Raw genomic sequence first — 17,687 nt, 5'->3', positions numbered from 1 at the left:
AATATGTTAGATATCTAATTTAATAAGGGGGGTTAAATATGTTTCAAACCATTCATACTACACTTGAAAGAATACAATTCAATGGTGCTGTCTATATAGAGAAGGGTAACAACGAGAGCTTACATTTAACATTAGGCTTTGCAGATATGAATGATTCAGTACCTATTACAAAAAATACATTATTTAACATCGCTTCTTTGAGTAAAATGTACACTTCTGTGATGATACTACAGTTAATAGAAAAAAATTTAATTAGTTTTGAAGATAAGCTGACAAAATGGTTTCGTACTAAAAACTTTCAAAATGTGACCATTAAACATTTACTAACCCATACATCTGGTATTCCAGAGTATATAGATAACTTATCATTTCAAGAAGATATTGAAGGGATCTTATATAATAAAGAACCTTATTTTCCGCCAGGGTGTGGTTGGCTTTATACTAATACAAACTATGTCTTGCTAGCTAAAATTATTGAACAAACAAGTGAATACTCTTATGAGGATTATTTGCAAAAAATGATTGCCAATCCTTTGCAACTTCCATATACTACAACAAAGCCAAGGTCTGAACAACTCGCTATCGGTAAACTATTTGATTATATCCATAACAAATACATTCCTTTATCAGAAGATCCTATTTTTAAAGATATTGATAAAAAATATAACTTTTATGGTGATGGTGGTATTTATTCTACAGCGAAGGAGATTGCCAAATTTTTAAAAGGGTTTATACAAGGTAGATTGGTATCGCTTGAACTTGTAAAACGCGCATTAACTCCTACTCCTTTAAATAACAAATATGGCTATGGCTTTATAATTCAAGAGAATTCGTTTGGTCATTCGGGTGGATGGCCTGGTTATTCTTCACATTGTTTATGTTCTTTGACAAATGAAACAATGACTATTCTCTTAACGAATGAAGAAATAAGCCCTTTTTATGAGCAACAAATATTAGCGTTCTTAAAGCAATCTCAAGACAGTAAAGAACCTAATGCTCCAAAACATCCCCGTATTACGTTAGCAAACAATAGTGATCATATAGAGGGAATTTATCAACTTTCTGATGAATATCAAACGCGTTTTACGATTAAACGAGATATAAACTTCCATATTATATCTTTTGATGATCAACACAATACTCACTTATTTAAAGTGAAGCCTGATCTCTATTGGATACGAAATACAATGAGTTATATCAATATGGCAAACGGAATTTTTATTGATGAAGGTATCGAAGTACCATTTAATAAACAGTAGGAACTATGTAGTCAAATGCTAAAGAAATATGTTTAAGATACGTAGAAAAGTGCTTCCCTTTTAAAGGAGAAAGAGGACTTCTTGAAAAGCATCAACGCAAGAACGACGACAGCGAAACATCGCGGTTTTTCAAGGAGGGTGCGAACTTCGTCTTTGATTTACTGCTTAAGGAGAAAAACAACCCTTGAATAGGTTTCTCTTTATTTTGTAGAAGTTCTCTGGTCTGTACGCCGCTACCCGGGCACTTCTAGCTTTTGTTCTTACAGTTCAATAATCAAAATCTGAATATTTCTGAACAGAGTTTATTTCAAAAGTCTATCCCATCTGGTGAGGAAATTAGGATGAAAAAAAGAAAGAGCGAATAAAACGTTTGACTCCTTTTTTTGTAGTTTTAGATGCATGATATAGTTTATTGAAAAGTCTAAAAGGGAAGGGGACGTATTTTTGGTTATAACATCTTAGCGGCATAAAAGAAACTACCACATTCAGTATTGGGACAAAATTTTATAAACAAAACACCACTTTCCGTACACGATGGGATAGCGGTGTTTTGTATAATTTATTTTTTTGATCATTTGTAAGACCTTATCGACTTAAAGCCTCATAAACAGTTGATAAAACTTATTTCATCCATTTGGTTTTATAGTAAATTTATTATGGTTACAATTGATCCAAGGACTAATAAAACGAGTGGTATTGACATTTTGTTAAAGGAATCTTTCATTTTAATATGTGTAAATATTGCACCTATCATTGTAACGATGATCATCAAACTCCCTATTATCGCTAATGGCTTGATCCAGATTCCAATACTAATAGTAATGGCTGACGCTATTTCAAAAATTCCAGTAAATATACGGAAGCTATTACTATACCCAAAATAATTAAATCCTTTCTTCATATTTTTTGATATTAATTTTTGAATCCCAAACATTAAAAATCCTAATCCCAGTATTATTTGTAAAACTATTGATAAAATAATCATTCATATTAGTCCCTTCTAATAACTATAGTTCAATTAATATTTTTATAGGTTGACAGTTTAAAAATTTTTTATATTTATCCATATTTTTTGGGTGTACTTTAATATAGTGGCAGGTTAGATTTTCATATTTAAGCAAAAATCAATTTAAAAATTTCACAAATTCATTAACTGGTTTACGGTATCCGCGCAATCTTCTAGAGCTTTCCTTTTCTTTTCCAATTGTCATCATTAATACAATTTCATGTGTGTGCGGAATTTCCAAAAGCTGACGAACTTTCTCAGCATTGAAGCCAATCATGGGGCATGTATCCCAGCCGCGATTTTTAGCTGCGAGCATGAAAAACATAGATGAAAGTGAAGCATTGCGAATTGCTTCTTCTTTCATAAATGGTTCGCCTCTTCCTTCATAAAAAGAATGGTTTTCTTCAATCATCTTATTCAACTCAAATTCAGTCAACATGCCAAGAGCAACCATTCCTTGATGTAATCTTTCCGTTTGTTTATAAGCATAACGATCAGCTGTTACAATAATAACTGCTGTTGCAGTGTGAACTTTATATTGCCCATAGGCTGCTTCCTTTATTTGTTCTTTTAATTCAGGATTTGTAATAACAACATATTCCGTATGTTGTAAATTGTAAGCAGAAGGTGCCAGCTTAACATCATTAAAAATGGGTATTAAATCTTCTTCAGTAATTGGTATATTTGGTAAAAAGTTATTTGCAGAATGACGAAATTCTATTAATTTTTGAAAATCCATTTGTTTACTCCTTTACTAAAAATCATATTTAGCGTCTTTTATGGCATGAATTGCTTCAAAAGCTTCAACTGATAACACGATATCCTCTACAAGACGTTCTATGCGGAAGACAATATCATCATTGATAATTTCTTTACGCAAAAAATCTTTTTCTTCTATAAAAACGTAAGTGGGAACAATATGTGCTTTCATATAGGCTAAAATGGGTTTTAATTGTTGTTCAACCATTAAATAATGCTTAGATGTTCCAGCAGTGACAACTATACTTGCAACCTTATCTCGGAATGCATGAACTGGCAGCAAATCAAAAATGTTTTTAAGTGTAGCTGGAATGGATGCTTGAAATACAGGTGTACCGATAATGAGGGTATCAGCCGCCATAATGGTTTCAGTTACATACTTGGTGTCCCCCTCGTAATCAAAATAATTCCGCCCATCGCTGAACTCTATTTTATATTCAGCTAAATCTAGCAAGATTACTTCATGTTGTGGATATTTTTGTTTAAATATCGCTATCACTTTCAACATAGCTGTTTTTGTTTTAGAACCTATTGTTGATCCAGATATTGCTACAACTTTCATTGTACTCCCTCATTTTTTGTATATTTTTTGATTGCCGGAATAATATCATTCCCAATCATCTCAATGTTCTTCATAATTTTACCGAATGGTACCCCACCAAAATCGATTTGTGCCATAAAACGTTGCATACCATATAATTCATATTGGTATAAAAGTTTTTCAATAATTAGTTCTTTGCTACCAACCATAAGTGCATCTCGGTAATCCGTTGCCTGTGCAAATTGTTGTTTTGGATATCCTGCTCCGCGAACTGCTTGAAAACCCACATTAATATGGGGGTACATTTCCTGTAATGCTTTCTTTGTTGTATTGGCTACATAAAATAAACTTGTTGTTGCAATTGGCAATGTGTCCGGATCAAAACCTTTATTCTGTGCTGACTCACGGTAAGCATCAACAGAGAGTTTAAAATTCATTGCAGGTCCTCCTAATGTGGTAAGCATCATAGGAATTCCCATATCTCCTGCTTTTATTGCACTTGCTGGCGGTCCTCCAACAGCCCGCCAAATGGGAAGTGAGCCATTTGGTTTTGGCAAAATTTCCGCATTTTGGAGCGGAGCACGAAATTCGCCTTGCCATGTTACACGTTCTTGCTCATTAATTTGTTTCAGAAGGTCTAGCTTCTCCTCAAAAATTTCTTCATAGTCCTGTAAATCAACGCCAAGTAAATGATAAGCTCCAACACGTGAGCCGCGGCCAGCGACGATTTCAGCGCGCCCATTTGAAATTAAGTCAATTGTTGCAAAGTCTTCAAACACACGTACAGGATCTAAAACGCTTAGAACAGTTGCTGAACTGGTAAGCTTTATTTTTTTGGTTGCTTGTGCGATTGCTCCTAAAATTACAGTGTGTCCTTGAGATGTAAAATAAGTTTGGTGGCTTTCACCAACACCAAATACATCAATACCTGCCTGTTCTGCTAATTTACTTGCTTCTATTAGCTCATGAATTCGCTGCTGTGCTGAAATACGGTTACCTGTAAGTGGATTGATAATATGATCACCTAATGAATATAGACCGAATTCCATTCCTTTTGATTGATCCATACGATATTTTTCCATTCCTATGCTTCCTCCAATGGATGTAATTTTGCTTCAATTTCGACACGGCGGCTTTCTAAAAGTGGCGGTAAATCCAGGTGTTGACCAAGCGCTTCTATATCTCTATCAATTGTAAATCCTGGTCCGTCTGTCGCAATTTCAAATAAGATTCCGTTCGATTCTCTAAAATACAAACTTTTGAAATAGTAACGGTCAATAATTCCAGATGAATGAAACCCCCGGTTACGAATTTTTTCGTCCCAGTAAGCTAGTTCTCTCTCATCATTGACCCGAATGGCTAAATGGTGAATACTTCCTCGACCTGGTTTTTCAGTAGGTCCGTCTAATGATTTGACCACAATTTCACCAAAAAGTTCGCCTTTTACTGATTGAAAGATTGCTTCTTTGTCTGATCGTAAGACTTCTGTGTAGCCAAATACTTCTGTTAAAGTACGTGCCAGTTTATCTAAACGACGCACAGTTATTTCAACAGAACCCATCCCTTGAATCTGATGTTTAATTGGAACGGTTGAGTTTTCCCATGCTTCCCAATGCGCTATTTTTTTACCATTTGAAACGAGAAGTACCATTCGTAAACCTTCTTCATCCTCAAAATGTAAGGCTGAATGATTAGCGTATGTTGTTATTTCACTATGGTTAATTCCATATTGTTCAAAACGTTTTTTCCAATACATTAAACTTTTTTCAGATGGAACTAGTAACCCGATTTGTGTAATTGCATTCGTTCCGCGATACGTACTTCCGACAAAGGGCATTTCAAAAAATGATAATTCCGTCCCAGGGCTACCAGTACGGTCTCCATAAAATAAATGGTACATAGATGGATCATCTTGATTAACCGTTAATTTAACCCTGCGTAACCCTAAAACGTGGTGATAAAAGAAATGATTTTTCTTTGCATTTTTTGTAATCATCGAAATATGATGATGTCCTGGGATGATATACATTTTTTCTCCTCCATTCATTTGACTAATCAAGTGAAAGAATAAAAAAATTATCTGTTTTTTGACAGCTTTTTTTCACTGTTTTTTTGCACACGAGACATAAGTGATAATAACGTTTTTTGCTCTTTCTTTGTTAAACAATCTTCAAAAAATGACGATTGAAATGCAAGCTGAGCTTTAAATGCTTGATCTAATTTTTTTCGTCCTTTAGTAGTTAAAGAAATAGTTTTTGTTTTCCATTCCTGTTTGCGTTGGATTAGTTTATCTTTTTCAAGACGTGTAAGCATCCGTGAAATACCGCCTTGGGTTACCGTAACTTTTTCTGCAAGTTCACTTTGGGTTAATGGCTCATATGTTGATATTTGAATTAACACATCAAATTGTGCAGCTGTTAAATCATATTGCTTTAAAAATTCATTTGATAGCTTGTTACTTTGATGTGTAAAGCGTGTAATTCGTAACCAAATGAGCGAACCAAGCGTATTTTTTTTCATCTAGTCCAACCCTTTCTTTTTACTTGAGTCTATATCAGTTTACTACTCAAGTGATAAAATTGCAAGTATAAAACTTAATAATTGGAAAAGAGGTTAAGGTAACTTTGATTATCGTTCATAATTATACTTTTTACTCCACATATGGACATAATCTTTTCAATGTTTTAGTCAAATTTTTTAAAAATCTAAGAAGTTGTGTCCATAATACTATACCACCATTATTAAGTAACTGATGGCGGTTTAATGCGTTTATTGATAAACACAAGGATGACTGTCCGGTTCAAACCATGTGTTCTATCCTTGGTATTTCTAAAAAGTATGTATTACCAGTCTTTTAATAAAAATGAAACATTTAAAACTAAATTTGTAGGAAAAAGAGAATTTGATAGTCTAGAACTATTAGCCTTATGTACATTGTTTAATCATCATTTTGAACATGAAAGTCTAGCTATCCAATTTTTAAATTGCAACACCCCACAAAACGGTCTAGTGAAGTGTTGACATACCATAGCTTGAAAGAACAGCTTCTGGGTTTAATTTTTATTGGGAAAATCGCTAAACTTAATAAATATATAATGAAAAATTAAAGATGCTGTGTTATACTATAATAAACTAAAGTTGTACTTAGGAGGAGTCTGTCACCAAGGGCGGGGAATTATGGCCTTTGGTAACAGGCTCTTTTTTGTGTTTTTTAAAGGGAGGTGAGGCTAATACGTTAGAATCAGATACTATTATTTATAAATTTGAAAGAATCTAGTTAAATTTTTATAAAGTAGTTAAATAACTTTAAACGATAACGAGGAATTTTAGATAACAACTACATAGGAGGATACTGCATTATGATTATTGGATTAACAATAATATTAGTACTTGTACTGTTTTTACCTTTTACAAAAATTGTCGAACGTAATTTGGAAGTATTTTTATTTATTATGGGAGTCTTATCCGCGTTAGTTAGTCAAGTCTTAAATAGGGATTTGATAAATGAAGCTTTAATACACCCAATAAACATTACATTGGCAGTTCTAGTTGCTGGTCTTTTGTTCAGGTGGTTCCAGGGTACAATTAAAAAGGGAGTATTAGGTATAAGCAAAGCGATACCATATCGCTTGTTTATTGCATTATTAGTAATTATTCTTGGATTGATCTCTAGTCTGATTACCGCAATTATTGCCGCAATCATTCTTGTTTCTGTTATCAGTGTTTTGGAAATGGATAAAAAATCAGAAATTCGCTTGGTTGTTTTAGCATGTTTTGCAATTGGAATGGGTGCTGCACTTACTCCAATTGGCGAGCCACTTTCAACAATTGTTGTGAGTAAATTAGACGAAGATTTTATGTATTTATTTCAATTAATTGGTGTATACGTAATCCCGGGTATTATAGTTTTTGGGATATTAGCTGCATTCTTAGTTAAATCAAGAGAAGAATCAAATAAAATATTAGGACAATCTGCACCGGGATCCACTAATCCAGATACGGAATCTCAGGTTGAATCATATGCGGAAATAATTATTCGCAGTTTAAAGATTTATTTATTTGTTATGGCTTTAACTTTTCTTGGTGCAGGTTTTCAACCTTTTATTGAGGAATACTTACTCGACTTAAATCCATTAATATTATATTGGATAAACATTGTCTCTGCCGTTTTGGATAACGCTACATTAGCGGCAGCAGAAATTAGCCCGGTAATGAACGAGACGACAATTAGGGATATTTTACTTGGACTACTGGTCAGTGGAGGAATGCTCATACCAGGGAATATTCCAAATATTATTGCTGCTGGAAAGCTTAAAATTACAAGTCTACAATACGCACGTTTTGCTATTCCAGTTGGCTTGATTGCCATGGTAGTATATTTCGTTGTAATCCTTGTGATTTAATTCCTAAAAAGCAGCAGGATTGAAAATACCAGTAGTTATAATATCTATAATTTTAATCGTAATTTAATGATAAGGTATGTTTTGTTTACAGCTATATTTTTAGCCCAGTGGTCGATTTTGAACAATATCACTTGTTCCTTTTTCGATACTTCAATCTTGAATAAATGTTTGTATATGTGTATAATCGAAATTAATTCTATAAACCAAATGTTTTCTAGGGTTCCGCAACAAGTTGTTGGTCTGGTCCAAGAGAAAACTCACAGCTTTGCTGTGACACGGAGGGATAAAAGCCTGGGAGAAACTGTTAAACAGTTTTTCTTAGGTTTTTTTGATTTTATGAGTGAAAAAATGGAGGTGTCACTTAAATGAATAAAGACTGGATGAAAGTATTTATTGCTGCTTTTTTTGAAGTTTTTTGGGTTATTGGCTTAAAACATGCTGATAGCTTTTGGGAGTGGATTGGGACTGTTATTGCTATAATTATTAGCTTCTATTTAATGATTATGGCTGGCAAGAAACTTCCTGTTGGAACCGTATATGCTGTTTTTGTAGGACTGGGTACTGCGGGAACTGTTTTTTCGGATATAGTAATTTTTGGTGAACCATTTAAAGTAGCAAAAATTATATTGATTTTAATTTTATTGGCAGGTGTAGTTGGTTTGAAATTAGTTACCGAGGACAACGTCAAGGAAGGAGATAAAACATAATGGCATGGGTTTCTTTGGTTGTTGCAGGTTTATTTGAAATGTTTGGTGTTTTAATGATAAATACGTTGCATAAAAATCGTAATTGGCAATCGTTGGCACTCCTAATTTTGGGGTTTGGAACAAGTTTTTTATTTCTTGCATTTGCAATGAAAACATTGCCTATGGGAACCGCATATGCAATTTGGACAGGTATTGGTGCATCTGGCGGAGCGATATTAGGAATGGTTTTATATGGTGAATCAAAAAACTGGAAAAGAATTGTTTTTATAGCAATGGTATTAGGAGCGGCTATCGGTTTAAAACTAATCTCGTAAAGAAGGGAGTTATCATTGCAGGTATATCAGAAATTTTCGTATGCTCATGCTTGGCTGGACAGACGGAAATACTTTTATTCCATCGGCTTTTTCGTTGTTAAGTTCCAAGAAAAGGAAGAACCGTTTTTAAGAGATTAATCCTGCTATTGACAAGCGTAGAATCGGTTATAAGCTACGTAAGTAGGGTGTGAAAAAGTCAACAGAAGCGATGTTCAACGTCCTGGATAAGGTGCACTCACTTTGCAGCTATTTATTAAAAACACGCTTTTTAACAGTTGGTTTGCTTTTCTCAGGAGTGATTAAATGAGTCGTTTCTGACTCCTCTTCAAGTATACTCAAAAAAATATACACTCTGTTTATTATATGTAGTATGAGGATAAAGAGTTACACACTGAGCCAGCTGTATAAGGAAGCTCGAAAAAGCTCGAACGCGCCAAAATTCATACTTCTGCTGTTGTTGGTTTAGGGCTGGAGATAAGGTAACAATATACATTATTGTTATTGTGGGGATAGGAACTGTACAAAAATTCGGGATTATCGACCTCTCTGCTATTTGGTATGGATATAGCCGTAGTCTGGGAGGTTTTATACGGAGTGGTGGGCATGATAGCATTGTATGTTTGAGCCAATATTCCTTGGTAGCGTCTTGGTTTAATGGATCATGTCCGCAGAAGCTCCGTTCAAACCGAATGCGATTGGATTAGCTAATGGGAAGGAGCCAATTATCGGTGTGTCATTAATAATAGAAAACATAATCAGTGATTGATATATTACGAAAAACGGAAAAAGATACACATGTTTTAGGATTTTTTCAAGAAGCCCGATTAGTTGCTGTAATACTACAGCCAATCGTGGTTAAATTCATTGCAAACTTCATAATACAACAAGATGAAAATTCTAATTAAATTTAACTGCAATAGTAGTTTGCAGGATTATCCAGATACATCAGGCTTTACCTGCTTATTCAGTGTGCGAAAGTTGAGTCTCTAAGTAAGCTAGAAGTTTTTTATTCAATTGTTTTTAACCTTTATTTGTTATATAATTTAATTATTAAAATATTTAATAGGCAGTGATTAAATGGTACATGTGGAAACAATGATGAAAGAAATTGTAGAGATTCAATATAAATCGAGGCAGTTTATGGACATGCTTGCTAAAGGAGAAAAGTTGTCGCCAAGTCAAATCGTTTTGCTGGTGCAATTAAAAATTAGTGGCGGAATGAAGGCGACAGAGATTGCAGAGTTTGCCGGTGTGACACCTGGTGCGGTAACGGCCATGTGCGATAAACTGGAAAAGGCAGGGCTTGTGGAACGATTACGTGATAGTGAAGATCGCCGAGTTGTTACAATGAAGTTAACATCAGAAGGTGAAGCGCAAGTACTGCAAGTTTTTGATAAGTTTGAACAAAAACATGTAATTGAAATGACAAAGGTTTTACAACAAGTGAATGAATTAATGAGTAGAATTTTATTGTAGAGCTTTTAGTATAAAGCTCTTTTTTATATAGTACAAAAATTAGGATGGAATTTGATACAAAGTTTTACGTTAGGGAAACCAAGCTAGTAACAGATGCTAGCTTGGTTTTTTATTTGACAAATTAATTCAATTACTATATATTTTAATTATTAAAATGTATTGGAGTTGAAATAACAGGATGACAAAAAAAATGAGTTTAGTGGGGGCAAGTAAGCAAAGGGAACCCATTAGAACAGATAGAATAACTGCACAAGGACATCATCATTTTTATGCAACGGTTGAAGCAGATTCAGCCGAGATTACAGGTAGCTGTATTATGGATAACACAGCCCTGTTTAAGACGTTAAAAAGTGATGGCCATTTGCGTGTCGATCGAGCAGAAATAGATAGCTTGGCTGTTACTGGATCAATAAATGCAACACATCTAACAGTAAAGAATATGAGGGTTCATGGCATCATACAAGCACAATGTCTGAAAGTAAGATATGGTCAAATAATCATGAAAGGTATTTGCCGTATCGGTCGTATCAATTCTGTTACAATTGAAGTGAGCAAAGGCTTTGCGTTAAAAAAACGCCTGATATGTGAGGAGATCACTGGAAAAACTGTAGTCTTAATACATACGAAAGCCAATATAGTACGAGGGAATGATGTATTTATTGGAGAACATTGTGAAATTGAGACTTTATTTTATCAACATCAATACACAATTGCACATACTGCAACCGTAAAGCAGATCGTAAAGGAAACGTTACAATGATTTGGGTCTATCGTTTTTTTGCTGCACTTGGTTTATTTGTGTTGGTTGTGTTATATGTAAGCTTAATAGGAACTGCAATTTTTGGTTTAGGTGGTAGTATTTTGCGTACAATGGGTGTAGATCAAATTGAAATGACATTTATGCCAAATACGCCAATTCCTCGGTTTCTAAGTATCCCAGTAATGCTAGTTGTTGCATTTGTTTTGTTTACTATTGCAAAATATGTAAAGCGTGCAATTGAATTTTTATGTATACCTTTTCAATGATAATTAAAATTACCTGCATTTATCCATGAAACGATAATCATAAGAAATTATGATGAATTCTTTTTCTTCGATCCATTGTTTTATCTTTAATATAATATGTAAGAGAGGAAGGAATCAGATTTTAGCACCGCTTTTCGGGAGAAATAGACAAAAGCTAATTTGTGATATTGTTAAATAGTCAGGCATTCACTCCCTCTACGATCTGATTTTAAATGATCGCGACATATGAGGGTGGTAACAAATGAAAAGTTATACAGTTTTTTTGAACTGGTTCCGTATATCAGTTAATTTTATTTTCCTTTTTTAGAGCAAATCCTGCTGATAGATTTTATGAACGAACTATTTATTATTTCATAATGCAATAATGTACATCCATAATCTTTGCTAAGAAGAATTGATGGGTGTTTTTATATTAAACCAATCGAATGCTTTAAAAGAATGGTTTTTATGCTGAAATCCGTATCGATTTGCAGCATAAAAATAAATTATTCACAAACAATAAGACTGTTATGAATAGAAAGCGGAGATGATCTGATGGAAAATATTAGAGAAATACCTCTGGAAGAAGGGGTAGATAATACTTTAAGCTTGATTAGAGAAGGATATATGTATATTTTAAACAGACGTAAAAGTTTTAATTCTGATATCTTTGCAACCAGGTTACTTGGAAAGAAAGCGATCTGCATGGGAGGAAAAGAAGCTGCAAAAATTTTCTATGATGCGGAGAAGTTTAAGAGAAAAGGTGCGGCTCCAAATCGAGCAGTACAAACATTGTTCGGCAAAAATGGTGTACAAATGTTAGATGGAAATGATCACAAACAACGTAAGGAAATGTTTATGTCCATCATGTCTTCTTCAAGACTTGATAATCTCATTGATATTGCTAAAAGACAATGGGAAATAGCTATGGGTAATTGGGAGCAGATGGATGAGGTGATTCTTTATAATGAAGTAAGGGAAATGTTGTGCAAGATTGCATGTGAGTGGGCTGGTGTACCTGTTCAGGAAAATGAAGTAAAAGAATTAGCACAAGATTTAGGGGCAATGTTTGAGTCGCCAGCTGCCATTGGACCAAACCATTGGCGAGGAAGGAATTCACGGAATCGCGTAGAAAAGTGGGCAGCTGAACTTATAAATAAGGTTCGTAATGGAAATGTAAAGATTCCGGAACATACTGCGTTACATACATTTTCTTGGCATCGTGATATAGCGGGAAATCTTCTTGATGCTAATATTGCTGCTGTTGAAGTGCTTAATATTTTGCGACCAATCGTTGCCATTGCAATATACATTAACTTTCTAGCATTGGCAATACATCATTATCCAGAGGAAAGAAAGAAACTGATCTCCGAGAATGAGGAAAACTACGCTGATATGTTTGTGCAGGAAGTACGTAGATTTTATCCATTTTTCCCATTTGTTGCAGCACGGGTAAAAAATGATTTTACATGGAATGGCTATAAATTTGAAAAAGATACATTAACTTTGCTTGACCTTTATGGTACTAATCACGATGCTGAAATATGGGAAAATCCGGAAAAATTTCAGCCCAATCGTTTTGCCAAAAGAGAGACCAACCCATTTGATTTTATTCCACAGGGTGGTGGCGGGTATTTTATGGGACACCGTTGTGCTGGAGAATGGGTGACTATCGAAGTAATGAAAGTGAGCCTGGATTATCTGGCTAAACGAATGAATTATGATGTGCCTAATCAGGACTTAAGCTATAGTTTGGTAAGAATGCCTAGTATCCCTCAGAGTAAAGTAATTCTTAAAAGCGTGAAGAGAAAAATGTAATCACCTTTGTTATGATGTGAGTGTGATTCAAAACGTTACGGAACAATGGTAGCTAAGATCAACCAAATGAAGAATCCAATTAAAATATTTGTAGGGAAGAAGATAAAGTTAACAGATTCTCCTGTTAAAAAATCAAGTGCAACCATACATCCGTTGTTTCGGTCAGTGAACTGGCTGTTAAATATGGTGGCACGTACAAACAAATTCAGACATGGAACCACCTTATTAATCTAAATAAATTTACTTTGTCAGAAATTATGTATTAAATATCATAAGCCCCCTCTTTGGTGAGTGGCTTATACATAAGATGGGGGATGGGTATTTTTTTAGTTTGTCCAGGATAGATCTTTTTAAACCAATGACCTAAGAGGAGTAGGTTTAAGGATGAAAATTGTTCTAAGATTTTAATGGCGTTATTAATAAAAATAGCTTCTATCAGAACCGTATAAAATCATAGTAGGATACCTAAGTAAACTTTTACAAAACGGTTTTTTCATGGGAAAGTGGTAAAATATAACCTGAGGCAACACAATTCATTAGTTCATATGTGAAGCTATCATGTGATTTTTATATATAAGAATCAACCGTATTATTAGTAAACATTTTTCATAACATGCAGTGGCAGTAAATAAACTGCAAAATCTAGTTTCGTAAAAAAAGATACAAAAATTTAGTCCCACATCAGGTTATATTATTACAAAACATATTAAATGAGGTTTGTAAGATGAATATTGAAAAAATTAAATATTTTATTGATTTAGTTGAATGTAGGAGTTTTACCGAAACAGCAAAGAAGAATTATGTATCTCAGACTACCATTAGCCAACAAGTTGCTTCACTTGAAAAAGAGTTTGACATGCAATTGATTGACAGAAAACAAATTCCTATTGAACCAACACAAGCTGGCTCGATTTTTTATGAAGAGGCGATTGTGCTCTGGAAGCAATATAATCATATGCAAGCTCAGATGAAGAATTATCAGCAATGTCATACTCAACTATTGTCTATAGAATATTCGGCCTTGACGGATATTCAAGTTTTATTACGTTTTATTACTTCGTTTAAGGAGCTGAATCCAACGATTAACCTAAAATTAAATAAAGTATTGTTAAAGGATATTTCAGAATTTCTAAGAAAAGGGATATATGATGCTGCAATTGCTGTTGATTCAGAATTTAAAGAAAAAGAGGATATTTTAACACATACATTATATAGAGGAAGATATTGTGCGGTTGTGGGTAATCAACACACCCTTTTTCATAATAAGACTATCTCAAAAGAAGAACTATATAAATATCCACTTATCATGCTGAATTCAACTGCGATTGGAACCTCTTATTATTTAATGATTCAAAATGCGATAAAGGATGGTTATGAGCCGAATATACTGCAAATGGTGGATGATGTCGAAACAGAGTTATTTTATATAGTAACCGAGAATTTGATTGGATTTTTACCAGACAATTATAGCCTTGCATATCCAAAAGATGAGGTTCGATTAATCCCATTAAAAGATTCACATCATACATTTAACATAGAAATAGGCTATTTAAAAGATAATCCGAATCCATCATTACAACGATTTCTTCGTCAAATACAAGATTCGTTTCCCCAATAGGTTATAAGTTTTTTGTATTTGAATTTGTTCAGTGTTTCACTTAATGTTTAGTTATAGATACTTTCAAAAGGAGTGCTAGAAATTATGGGGAAATTATTATTGACTGGTATTGATGGAAATTTAGGTAAGCAAGCAGCTGACTATTTATTAGAATTGGTTGATAAAGATAAAATTATTTTTTGTAGTTATAATCCTACAGCTTTAAAAAAGTATGAAGAACAAGGTATTGAAACACATGTGACCAATTTTAATAAAATGGATGGTCTAGTAGATGCTTTTACTGGTGCGGATAAACTTGCTTTAATATCTATGCCTTTTGTTGGATTGAAACGTCAACGTGCACATAAAAACGTTATAGACGCTGCTAAGAAAGCTGGCGTAAAACAAATCATTTATACATCATTAGTTAATGCAGCGGATGAATCAAATCCGAGTATTGAAAAAATTGATCATATTTATACGGAAGAATATATTAAACGTATCGGTTTAGATTATATTTTTCTTCGTAATTCTCAATATGCCGAAGCAATGATTACAAATTACTTCACTTATGTTAAGGGTGATGGGGTACTAAAAAATAGCCAAGGTGATGGAAAAATGGCATATATTTCACGTGAAGATTGTGCTAAAGCTGTTGCATTTTCGATAGCATCTAACGAGTATCAAGAAGCTATTTTAAATATTAATGGACCGGAACGGATGACCATTTCTGAGTTTATAACAATTGGAAATAGAGTTACGGGTAACCATGTAACCTATGAAGAAATTACGGATGAAGAAAATTATGCTATCTTTGATGCAATGGGAGTTCCTAGAACAACTGATGGTGAATTTAAAGAAGACTCCGAGGCACCATTTTCATCAGAAGGCATGGTCACTTTTGCTCAAGCTATTCGTTTGGGAAAAATGGATGTATTTACGGATGACTTTAAGAAACTTACAGGTCAAGACCCTCTTACAGTAAAATATATGTTTGAACATGCTAATCAATTTCAAATAGGTAGTCGTCATTCAAAAGATAACTGAACAACTGTTGATATTTAAAACAAAAACAAGCACTAAAAACTGATTTACCCCAGATCTAAGTTACGTAAGCTCACCATTTTAGGAAGTTATAGAGTATATAAGGAGTCTAGCCGGAATATAGCGACACCTAACTACCCGATTCGTTTGGGGTAACAGGACAAGAAAAAGCCACGACAGCAATACTTCGCACTCAGAAAGGCGCTCTTATTTTCCAAAATAAGGAAGACCTCTTAATCATCCGCAGAAAAAGAGGTTCTTTTTCAAGGACGTTCGAGTTTTTAGTCTTTGCTCTATTTCTATCTGAGGGGATGAAGAAAAAGCACTACTGATACAATTTTTTCTCTATTCTAATAAATAAATTGTTAGTTAGGTTGATCTAATAAATCCTCTGCTGTTTTAAACAAATCCTTGTAGCCATCAACCGTTTCTGGAAATCTTTAGCTAAGTGATCCGCTATTACATTGGCTGATCCTTTCCGCGCGCTTCTTCCATAGTAGCTACTTCTATATATTCTTTTAAAATGGCAAGCAAGCGGTTTTTCTTGTATTTATATTTGAAAAGGATAATCTATAAAAACTGCTAACATACTTTTTAAAGTTAATCATGGAAGTGCCACAAATGTTTTCATCTTTTATTCAATCAGCTCCATCCATGGGGACGGACGGTCGTCCCTCATGGATGGGAAGTATCCTTATTTTGCATTGAATGCATTTAGCATCCATATATGCTGTTCCAATGAAGTTTTTATGCCGATAAATAGATCACTTGTAGGCTGATCTAGTAAATCCTCTGCTGCTTCAATAATCTCCTTGGAGTCATCAACAATTTTTTGAAAATCTTTAGCTATTTGATCCACCATCTCATTGGCGGATTCTTTTCCGATCGCTTCTTCAATAGTCGCTACTTCCATATATTCCTTTAAAGTAGCAAGCGGTTTTCCTTGAATGGTTAAAATTCGTTCAGCGATTTCATCAATGTAATCTGCTGCTTCGTTATAATATTCTTCAAACTTTTCATGCAGTGTAAAAAATTCCGGCCCTTTTACATACCAGTGATAATGATGAAGCTTTGTATAAAGTACATTCCAATTGGCAAGTTGTTTGTTAAGTGCATCGATTAATTGTTGATTCATCTATTCGCACTCCTTGTAATTTATTTTATTTCAATTTATATTATACACTTAAATTATAATATTATCAAATAATAATAATTATAATAAATACAACTGATTATCTATCAGACTTAGCTTCTATTTGGTTTGTCAGATGAAATAAGTTAACTCTCAACGAAAAGGTTTTGATAAAATGGTCAGTTGCATAATATACAGAAAAAAGCATATTATGCATAAAAATAAAGGCCGGCTGATTGCCTTTATGGATAGACTTTCAAAGTGCAAAAAAGAGGAGGGAAAGAGATCGCTTTATTCTAGACAAATAATAAAAAACTCCCGTGCTGAATTGGCTGATATTGAAATGGGAAGCTCATTTGATTGTATTATGTTAAATAAAGGACCGTATATAGCTGAAGCAGTAGATTTTTTAAATGAAACTTTACGTTTTATTGTAAAAACCCATGCATATAATCAAACGATCGTTCGCAAACAAGGAATGCAGAACGAATATTTTTAATCGGTTTTTGAATTCCTTAGTTAGAGAGATTTATTCTGTATGTAAGGTACCATAAGACTCTCGCTTTAAAAGTTATTAAGAAAACGAAGAAGTCAAAGTAGAAGTTAACGGTATCTAAATACCCGAT

18 protein-coding genes and 1 riboswitch are annotated in these 17,687 nt (G+C 33.8%); of the genes, 11 read left to right on the top strand and 7 right to left on the bottom strand.

All coding sequences use genetic code 11. The features are described from left to right. Positions 1 to 38: 38 nt before the first annotated feature. Entirely contained in the window at positions 39 to 1,259 is a 1,221-nt protein-coding gene (locus tag BN1066_RS18815) for a serine hydrolase domain-containing protein (protein WP_077321260.1), read from the top strand. Positions 1,260 to 1,899: 640 nt separating this feature from the next. Here BN1066_RS18815 and BN1066_RS18810 read toward each other — a convergent pair. From BN1066_RS18810 to BN1066_RS18785, 6 genes are all read right to left on the bottom strand, one after another. Next, complete coding sequence (locus BN1066_RS18810; protein WP_077321258.1) at positions 1,900 to 2,244, bottom strand: DoxX family protein; 345 nt, start codon at positions 2,242 to 2,244, stop codon at positions 1,900 to 1,902. Between the two features lie 139 nt (positions 2,245 to 2,383). Continuing rightward, entirely contained in the window at positions 2,384 to 3,004 is a 621-nt protein-coding gene (locus BN1066_RS18805) for a nitroreductase family protein (protein ID WP_077321256.1), read from the bottom strand. Positions 3,005 to 3,019: 15 nt separating this feature from the next. Then, positions 3,020 to 3,586 (bottom strand): NADPH-dependent FMN reductase, encoded by a 567-nt coding sequence (locus BN1066_RS18800; RefSeq protein WP_077321254.1) that lies wholly within the window; start codon positions 3,584 to 3,586, stop codon positions 3,020 to 3,022. Further along, positions 3,583 to 4,647: an LLM class flavin-dependent oxidoreductase gene (locus BN1066_RS18795; RefSeq protein WP_077321252.1), complete on the bottom strand. Its 1,065-nt coding sequence runs from the start codon at positions 4,645 to 4,647 to the stop codon at positions 3,583 to 3,585. The genes BN1066_RS18800 and BN1066_RS18795 overlap by 4 nt, the downstream gene beginning before the upstream one ends. A 2-nt stretch (positions 4,648 to 4,649) precedes the next feature. Continuing rightward, complete coding sequence (locus BN1066_RS18790; protein WP_077321249.1) at positions 4,650 to 5,594, bottom strand: ring-cleaving dioxygenase; 945 nt, start codon at positions 5,592 to 5,594, stop codon at positions 4,650 to 4,652. Between the two features lie 47 nt (positions 5,595 to 5,641). After that, positions 5,642 to 6,085 carry a MarR family winged helix-turn-helix transcriptional regulator gene (locus tag BN1066_RS18785; protein ID WP_077321247.1) on the bottom strand — a complete coding sequence of 148 codons (444 nt, stop codon included), beginning with the start codon at positions 6,083 to 6,085 and terminating at the stop codon, positions 5,642 to 5,644. Between the two features lie 839 nt (positions 6,086 to 6,924). On the opposite strand from BN1066_RS18785, the gene BN1066_RS18780 reads away from it, so the two are divergent. From BN1066_RS18780 to BN1066_RS18735, 9 genes are all read left to right on the top strand, one after another. Next, entirely contained in the window at positions 6,925 to 7,968 is a 1,044-nt protein-coding gene (locus BN1066_RS18780; protein WP_077321245.1) for a DUF1646 family protein, read from the top strand. 203 nt (positions 7,969 to 8,171) lie between these two features. Continuing rightward, positions 8,172 to 8,268, top strand: a riboswitch (guanidine-I (ykkC/yxkD leader). A 65-nt stretch (positions 8,269 to 8,333) separates the two neighbouring features. Further along, positions 8,334 to 8,675, top strand: a complete 342-nt coding sequence (locus BN1066_RS18770) for a DMT family transporter (RefSeq protein WP_077321241.1) — start codon at positions 8,334 to 8,336, stop codon at positions 8,673 to 8,675. Continuing rightward, positions 8,675 to 8,989, top strand: a complete 315-nt coding sequence (locus BN1066_RS18765; protein WP_077321239.1) for a DMT family transporter — start codon at positions 8,675 to 8,677, stop codon at positions 8,987 to 8,989. The genes BN1066_RS18770 and BN1066_RS18765 overlap by 1 nt, the downstream gene beginning before the upstream one ends. Before the next feature lie 1,077 nt (positions 8,990 to 10,066). Beyond that, positions 10,067 to 10,465: a MarR family winged helix-turn-helix transcriptional regulator gene (locus BN1066_RS18760; RefSeq protein WP_077321237.1), complete on the top strand. Its 399-nt coding sequence runs from the start codon at positions 10,067 to 10,069 to the stop codon at positions 10,463 to 10,465. 190 nt (positions 10,466 to 10,655) lie between these two features. Next, the gene (locus tag BN1066_RS18755) at positions 10,656 to 11,225 is read left to right on the top strand and encodes a hypothetical protein (RefSeq protein WP_077321235.1); all 570 of its coding nucleotides are present in this window, start codon (positions 10,656 to 10,658) and stop codon (positions 11,223 to 11,225) included. Continuing rightward, positions 11,222 to 11,491 (top strand): hypothetical protein, encoded by a 270-nt coding sequence (locus tag BN1066_RS18750; RefSeq protein ID WP_077321233.1) that lies wholly within the window; start codon positions 11,222 to 11,224, stop codon positions 11,489 to 11,491. Before BN1066_RS18755 ends, BN1066_RS18750 begins: the two co-directional genes overlap by 4 nt. A 534-nt stretch (positions 11,492 to 12,025) precedes the next feature. Then, positions 12,026 to 13,288, top strand: coding sequence for a CYP152 family fatty-acid peroxygenase CypC (gene cypC / locus BN1066_RS18745; protein WP_077321231.1), 1,263 nt, complete (start codon positions 12,026 to 12,028; stop codon positions 13,286 to 13,288). Positions 13,289 to 14,012: 724 nt separating this feature from the next. Continuing rightward, complete coding sequence (locus BN1066_RS18740; RefSeq protein ID WP_077321229.1) at positions 14,013 to 14,906, top strand: LysR family transcriptional regulator; 894 nt, start codon at positions 14,013 to 14,015, stop codon at positions 14,904 to 14,906. Positions 14,907 to 14,990: 84 nt separating this feature from the next. Then, positions 14,991 to 15,932: an NmrA family NAD(P)-binding protein gene (locus BN1066_RS18735; RefSeq protein ID WP_077321227.1), complete on the top strand. Its 942-nt coding sequence runs from the start codon at positions 14,991 to 14,993 to the stop codon at positions 15,930 to 15,932. Positions 15,933 to 16,623: 691 nt separating this feature from the next. On the opposite strand, the gene BN1066_RS18730 is transcribed toward BN1066_RS18735, so the two are convergent. Beyond that, the gene (locus BN1066_RS18730) at positions 16,624 to 17,064 is read right to left on the bottom strand and encodes a Dps family protein (protein WP_077321226.1); all 441 of its coding nucleotides are present in this window, start codon (positions 17,062 to 17,064) and stop codon (positions 16,624 to 16,626) included. Between the two features lie 208 nt (positions 17,065 to 17,272). On the opposite strand from BN1066_RS18730, the gene BN1066_RS18725 reads away from it, so the two are divergent. Beyond that, on the top strand, positions 17,273 to 17,560 hold the full coding sequence (locus BN1066_RS18725; RefSeq protein ID WP_077321224.1) for a hypothetical protein: 288 nt from the start codon (positions 17,273 to 17,275) through the stop codon (positions 17,558 to 17,560). Positions 17,561 to 17,687: the final 127 nt, after the last annotated feature.

This window comes from Virgibacillus proomii (assembly GCF_900162615.1).
GTDB lineage: Bacteria > Bacillota > Bacilli > Bacillales > Amphibacillaceae > Virgibacillus > Virgibacillus proomii.
This window is presented reverse-complemented; position numbering and strand designations above follow the sequence as displayed.

Bases quoted from the DNA above. Each gene is read 5' to 3' on its own strand.
- BN1066_RS18805 (WP_077321256.1), bottom strand. From the start codon at position 3,004: ATGGATTTTCAAAAATTAATAGAATTTCGTCATTCTGCAAATAACTTT.
- BN1066_RS18735 (WP_077321227.1), top strand. From the start codon at position 14,991: ATGGGGAAATTATTATTGACTGGTATTGATGGAAATTTAGGTAAGCAA.
- BN1066_RS18785 (WP_077321247.1), bottom strand. From the start codon at position 6,085: ATGAAAAAAAATACGCTTGGTTCGCTCATTTGGTTACGAATTACACGC.
- BN1066_RS18780 (WP_077321245.1), top strand. From the start codon at position 6,925: ATGATTATTGGATTAACAATAATATTAGTACTTGTACTGTTTTTACCT.
- BN1066_RS18790 (WP_077321249.1), bottom strand. From the start codon at position 5,594: ATGTATATCATCCCAGGACATCATCATATTTCGATGATTACAAAAAAT.
- BN1066_RS18795 (WP_077321252.1), bottom strand. From the start codon at position 4,647: ATGGAAAAATATCGTATGGATCAATCAAAAGGAATGGAATTCGGTCTA.
- BN1066_RS18800 (WP_077321254.1), bottom strand. From the start codon at position 3,586: ATGAAAGTTGTAGCAATATCTGGATCAACAATAGGTTCTAAAACAAAA.
- BN1066_RS18810 (WP_077321258.1), bottom strand. From the start codon at position 2,244: ATGATTATTTTATCAATAGTTTTACAAATAATACTGGGATTAGGATTT.
- BN1066_RS18755 (WP_077321235.1), top strand. From the start codon at position 10,656: ATGAGTTTAGTGGGGGCAAGTAAGCAAAGGGAACCCATTAGAACAGAT.
- BN1066_RS18760 (WP_077321237.1), top strand. From the start codon at position 10,067: ATGGTACATGTGGAAACAATGATGAAAGAAATTGTAGAGATTCAATAT.
- BN1066_RS18750 (WP_077321233.1), top strand. From the start codon at position 11,222: ATGATTTGGGTCTATCGTTTTTTTGCTGCACTTGGTTTATTTGTGTTG.
- BN1066_RS18740 (WP_077321229.1), top strand. From the start codon at position 14,013: ATGAATATTGAAAAAATTAAATATTTTATTGATTTAGTTGAATGTAGG.
- BN1066_RS18770 (WP_077321241.1), top strand. From the start codon at position 8,334: ATGAATAAAGACTGGATGAAAGTATTTATTGCTGCTTTTTTTGAAGTT.
- BN1066_RS18765 (WP_077321239.1), top strand. From the start codon at position 8,675: ATGGCATGGGTTTCTTTGGTTGTTGCAGGTTTATTTGAAATGTTTGGT.
- BN1066_RS18730 (WP_077321226.1), bottom strand. From the start codon at position 17,064: ATGAATCAACAATTAATCGATGCACTTAACAAACAACTTGCCAATTGG.
- BN1066_RS18725 (WP_077321224.1), top strand. From the start codon at position 17,273: ATGCATAAAAATAAAGGCCGGCTGATTGCCTTTATGGATAGACTTTCA.
- BN1066_RS18815 (WP_077321260.1), top strand. From the start codon at position 39: ATGTTTCAAACCATTCATACTACACTTGAAAGAATACAATTCAATGGT.
- cypC (WP_077321231.1), top strand. From the start codon at position 12,026: ATGGAAAATATTAGAGAAATACCTCTGGAAGAAGGGGTAGATAATACT.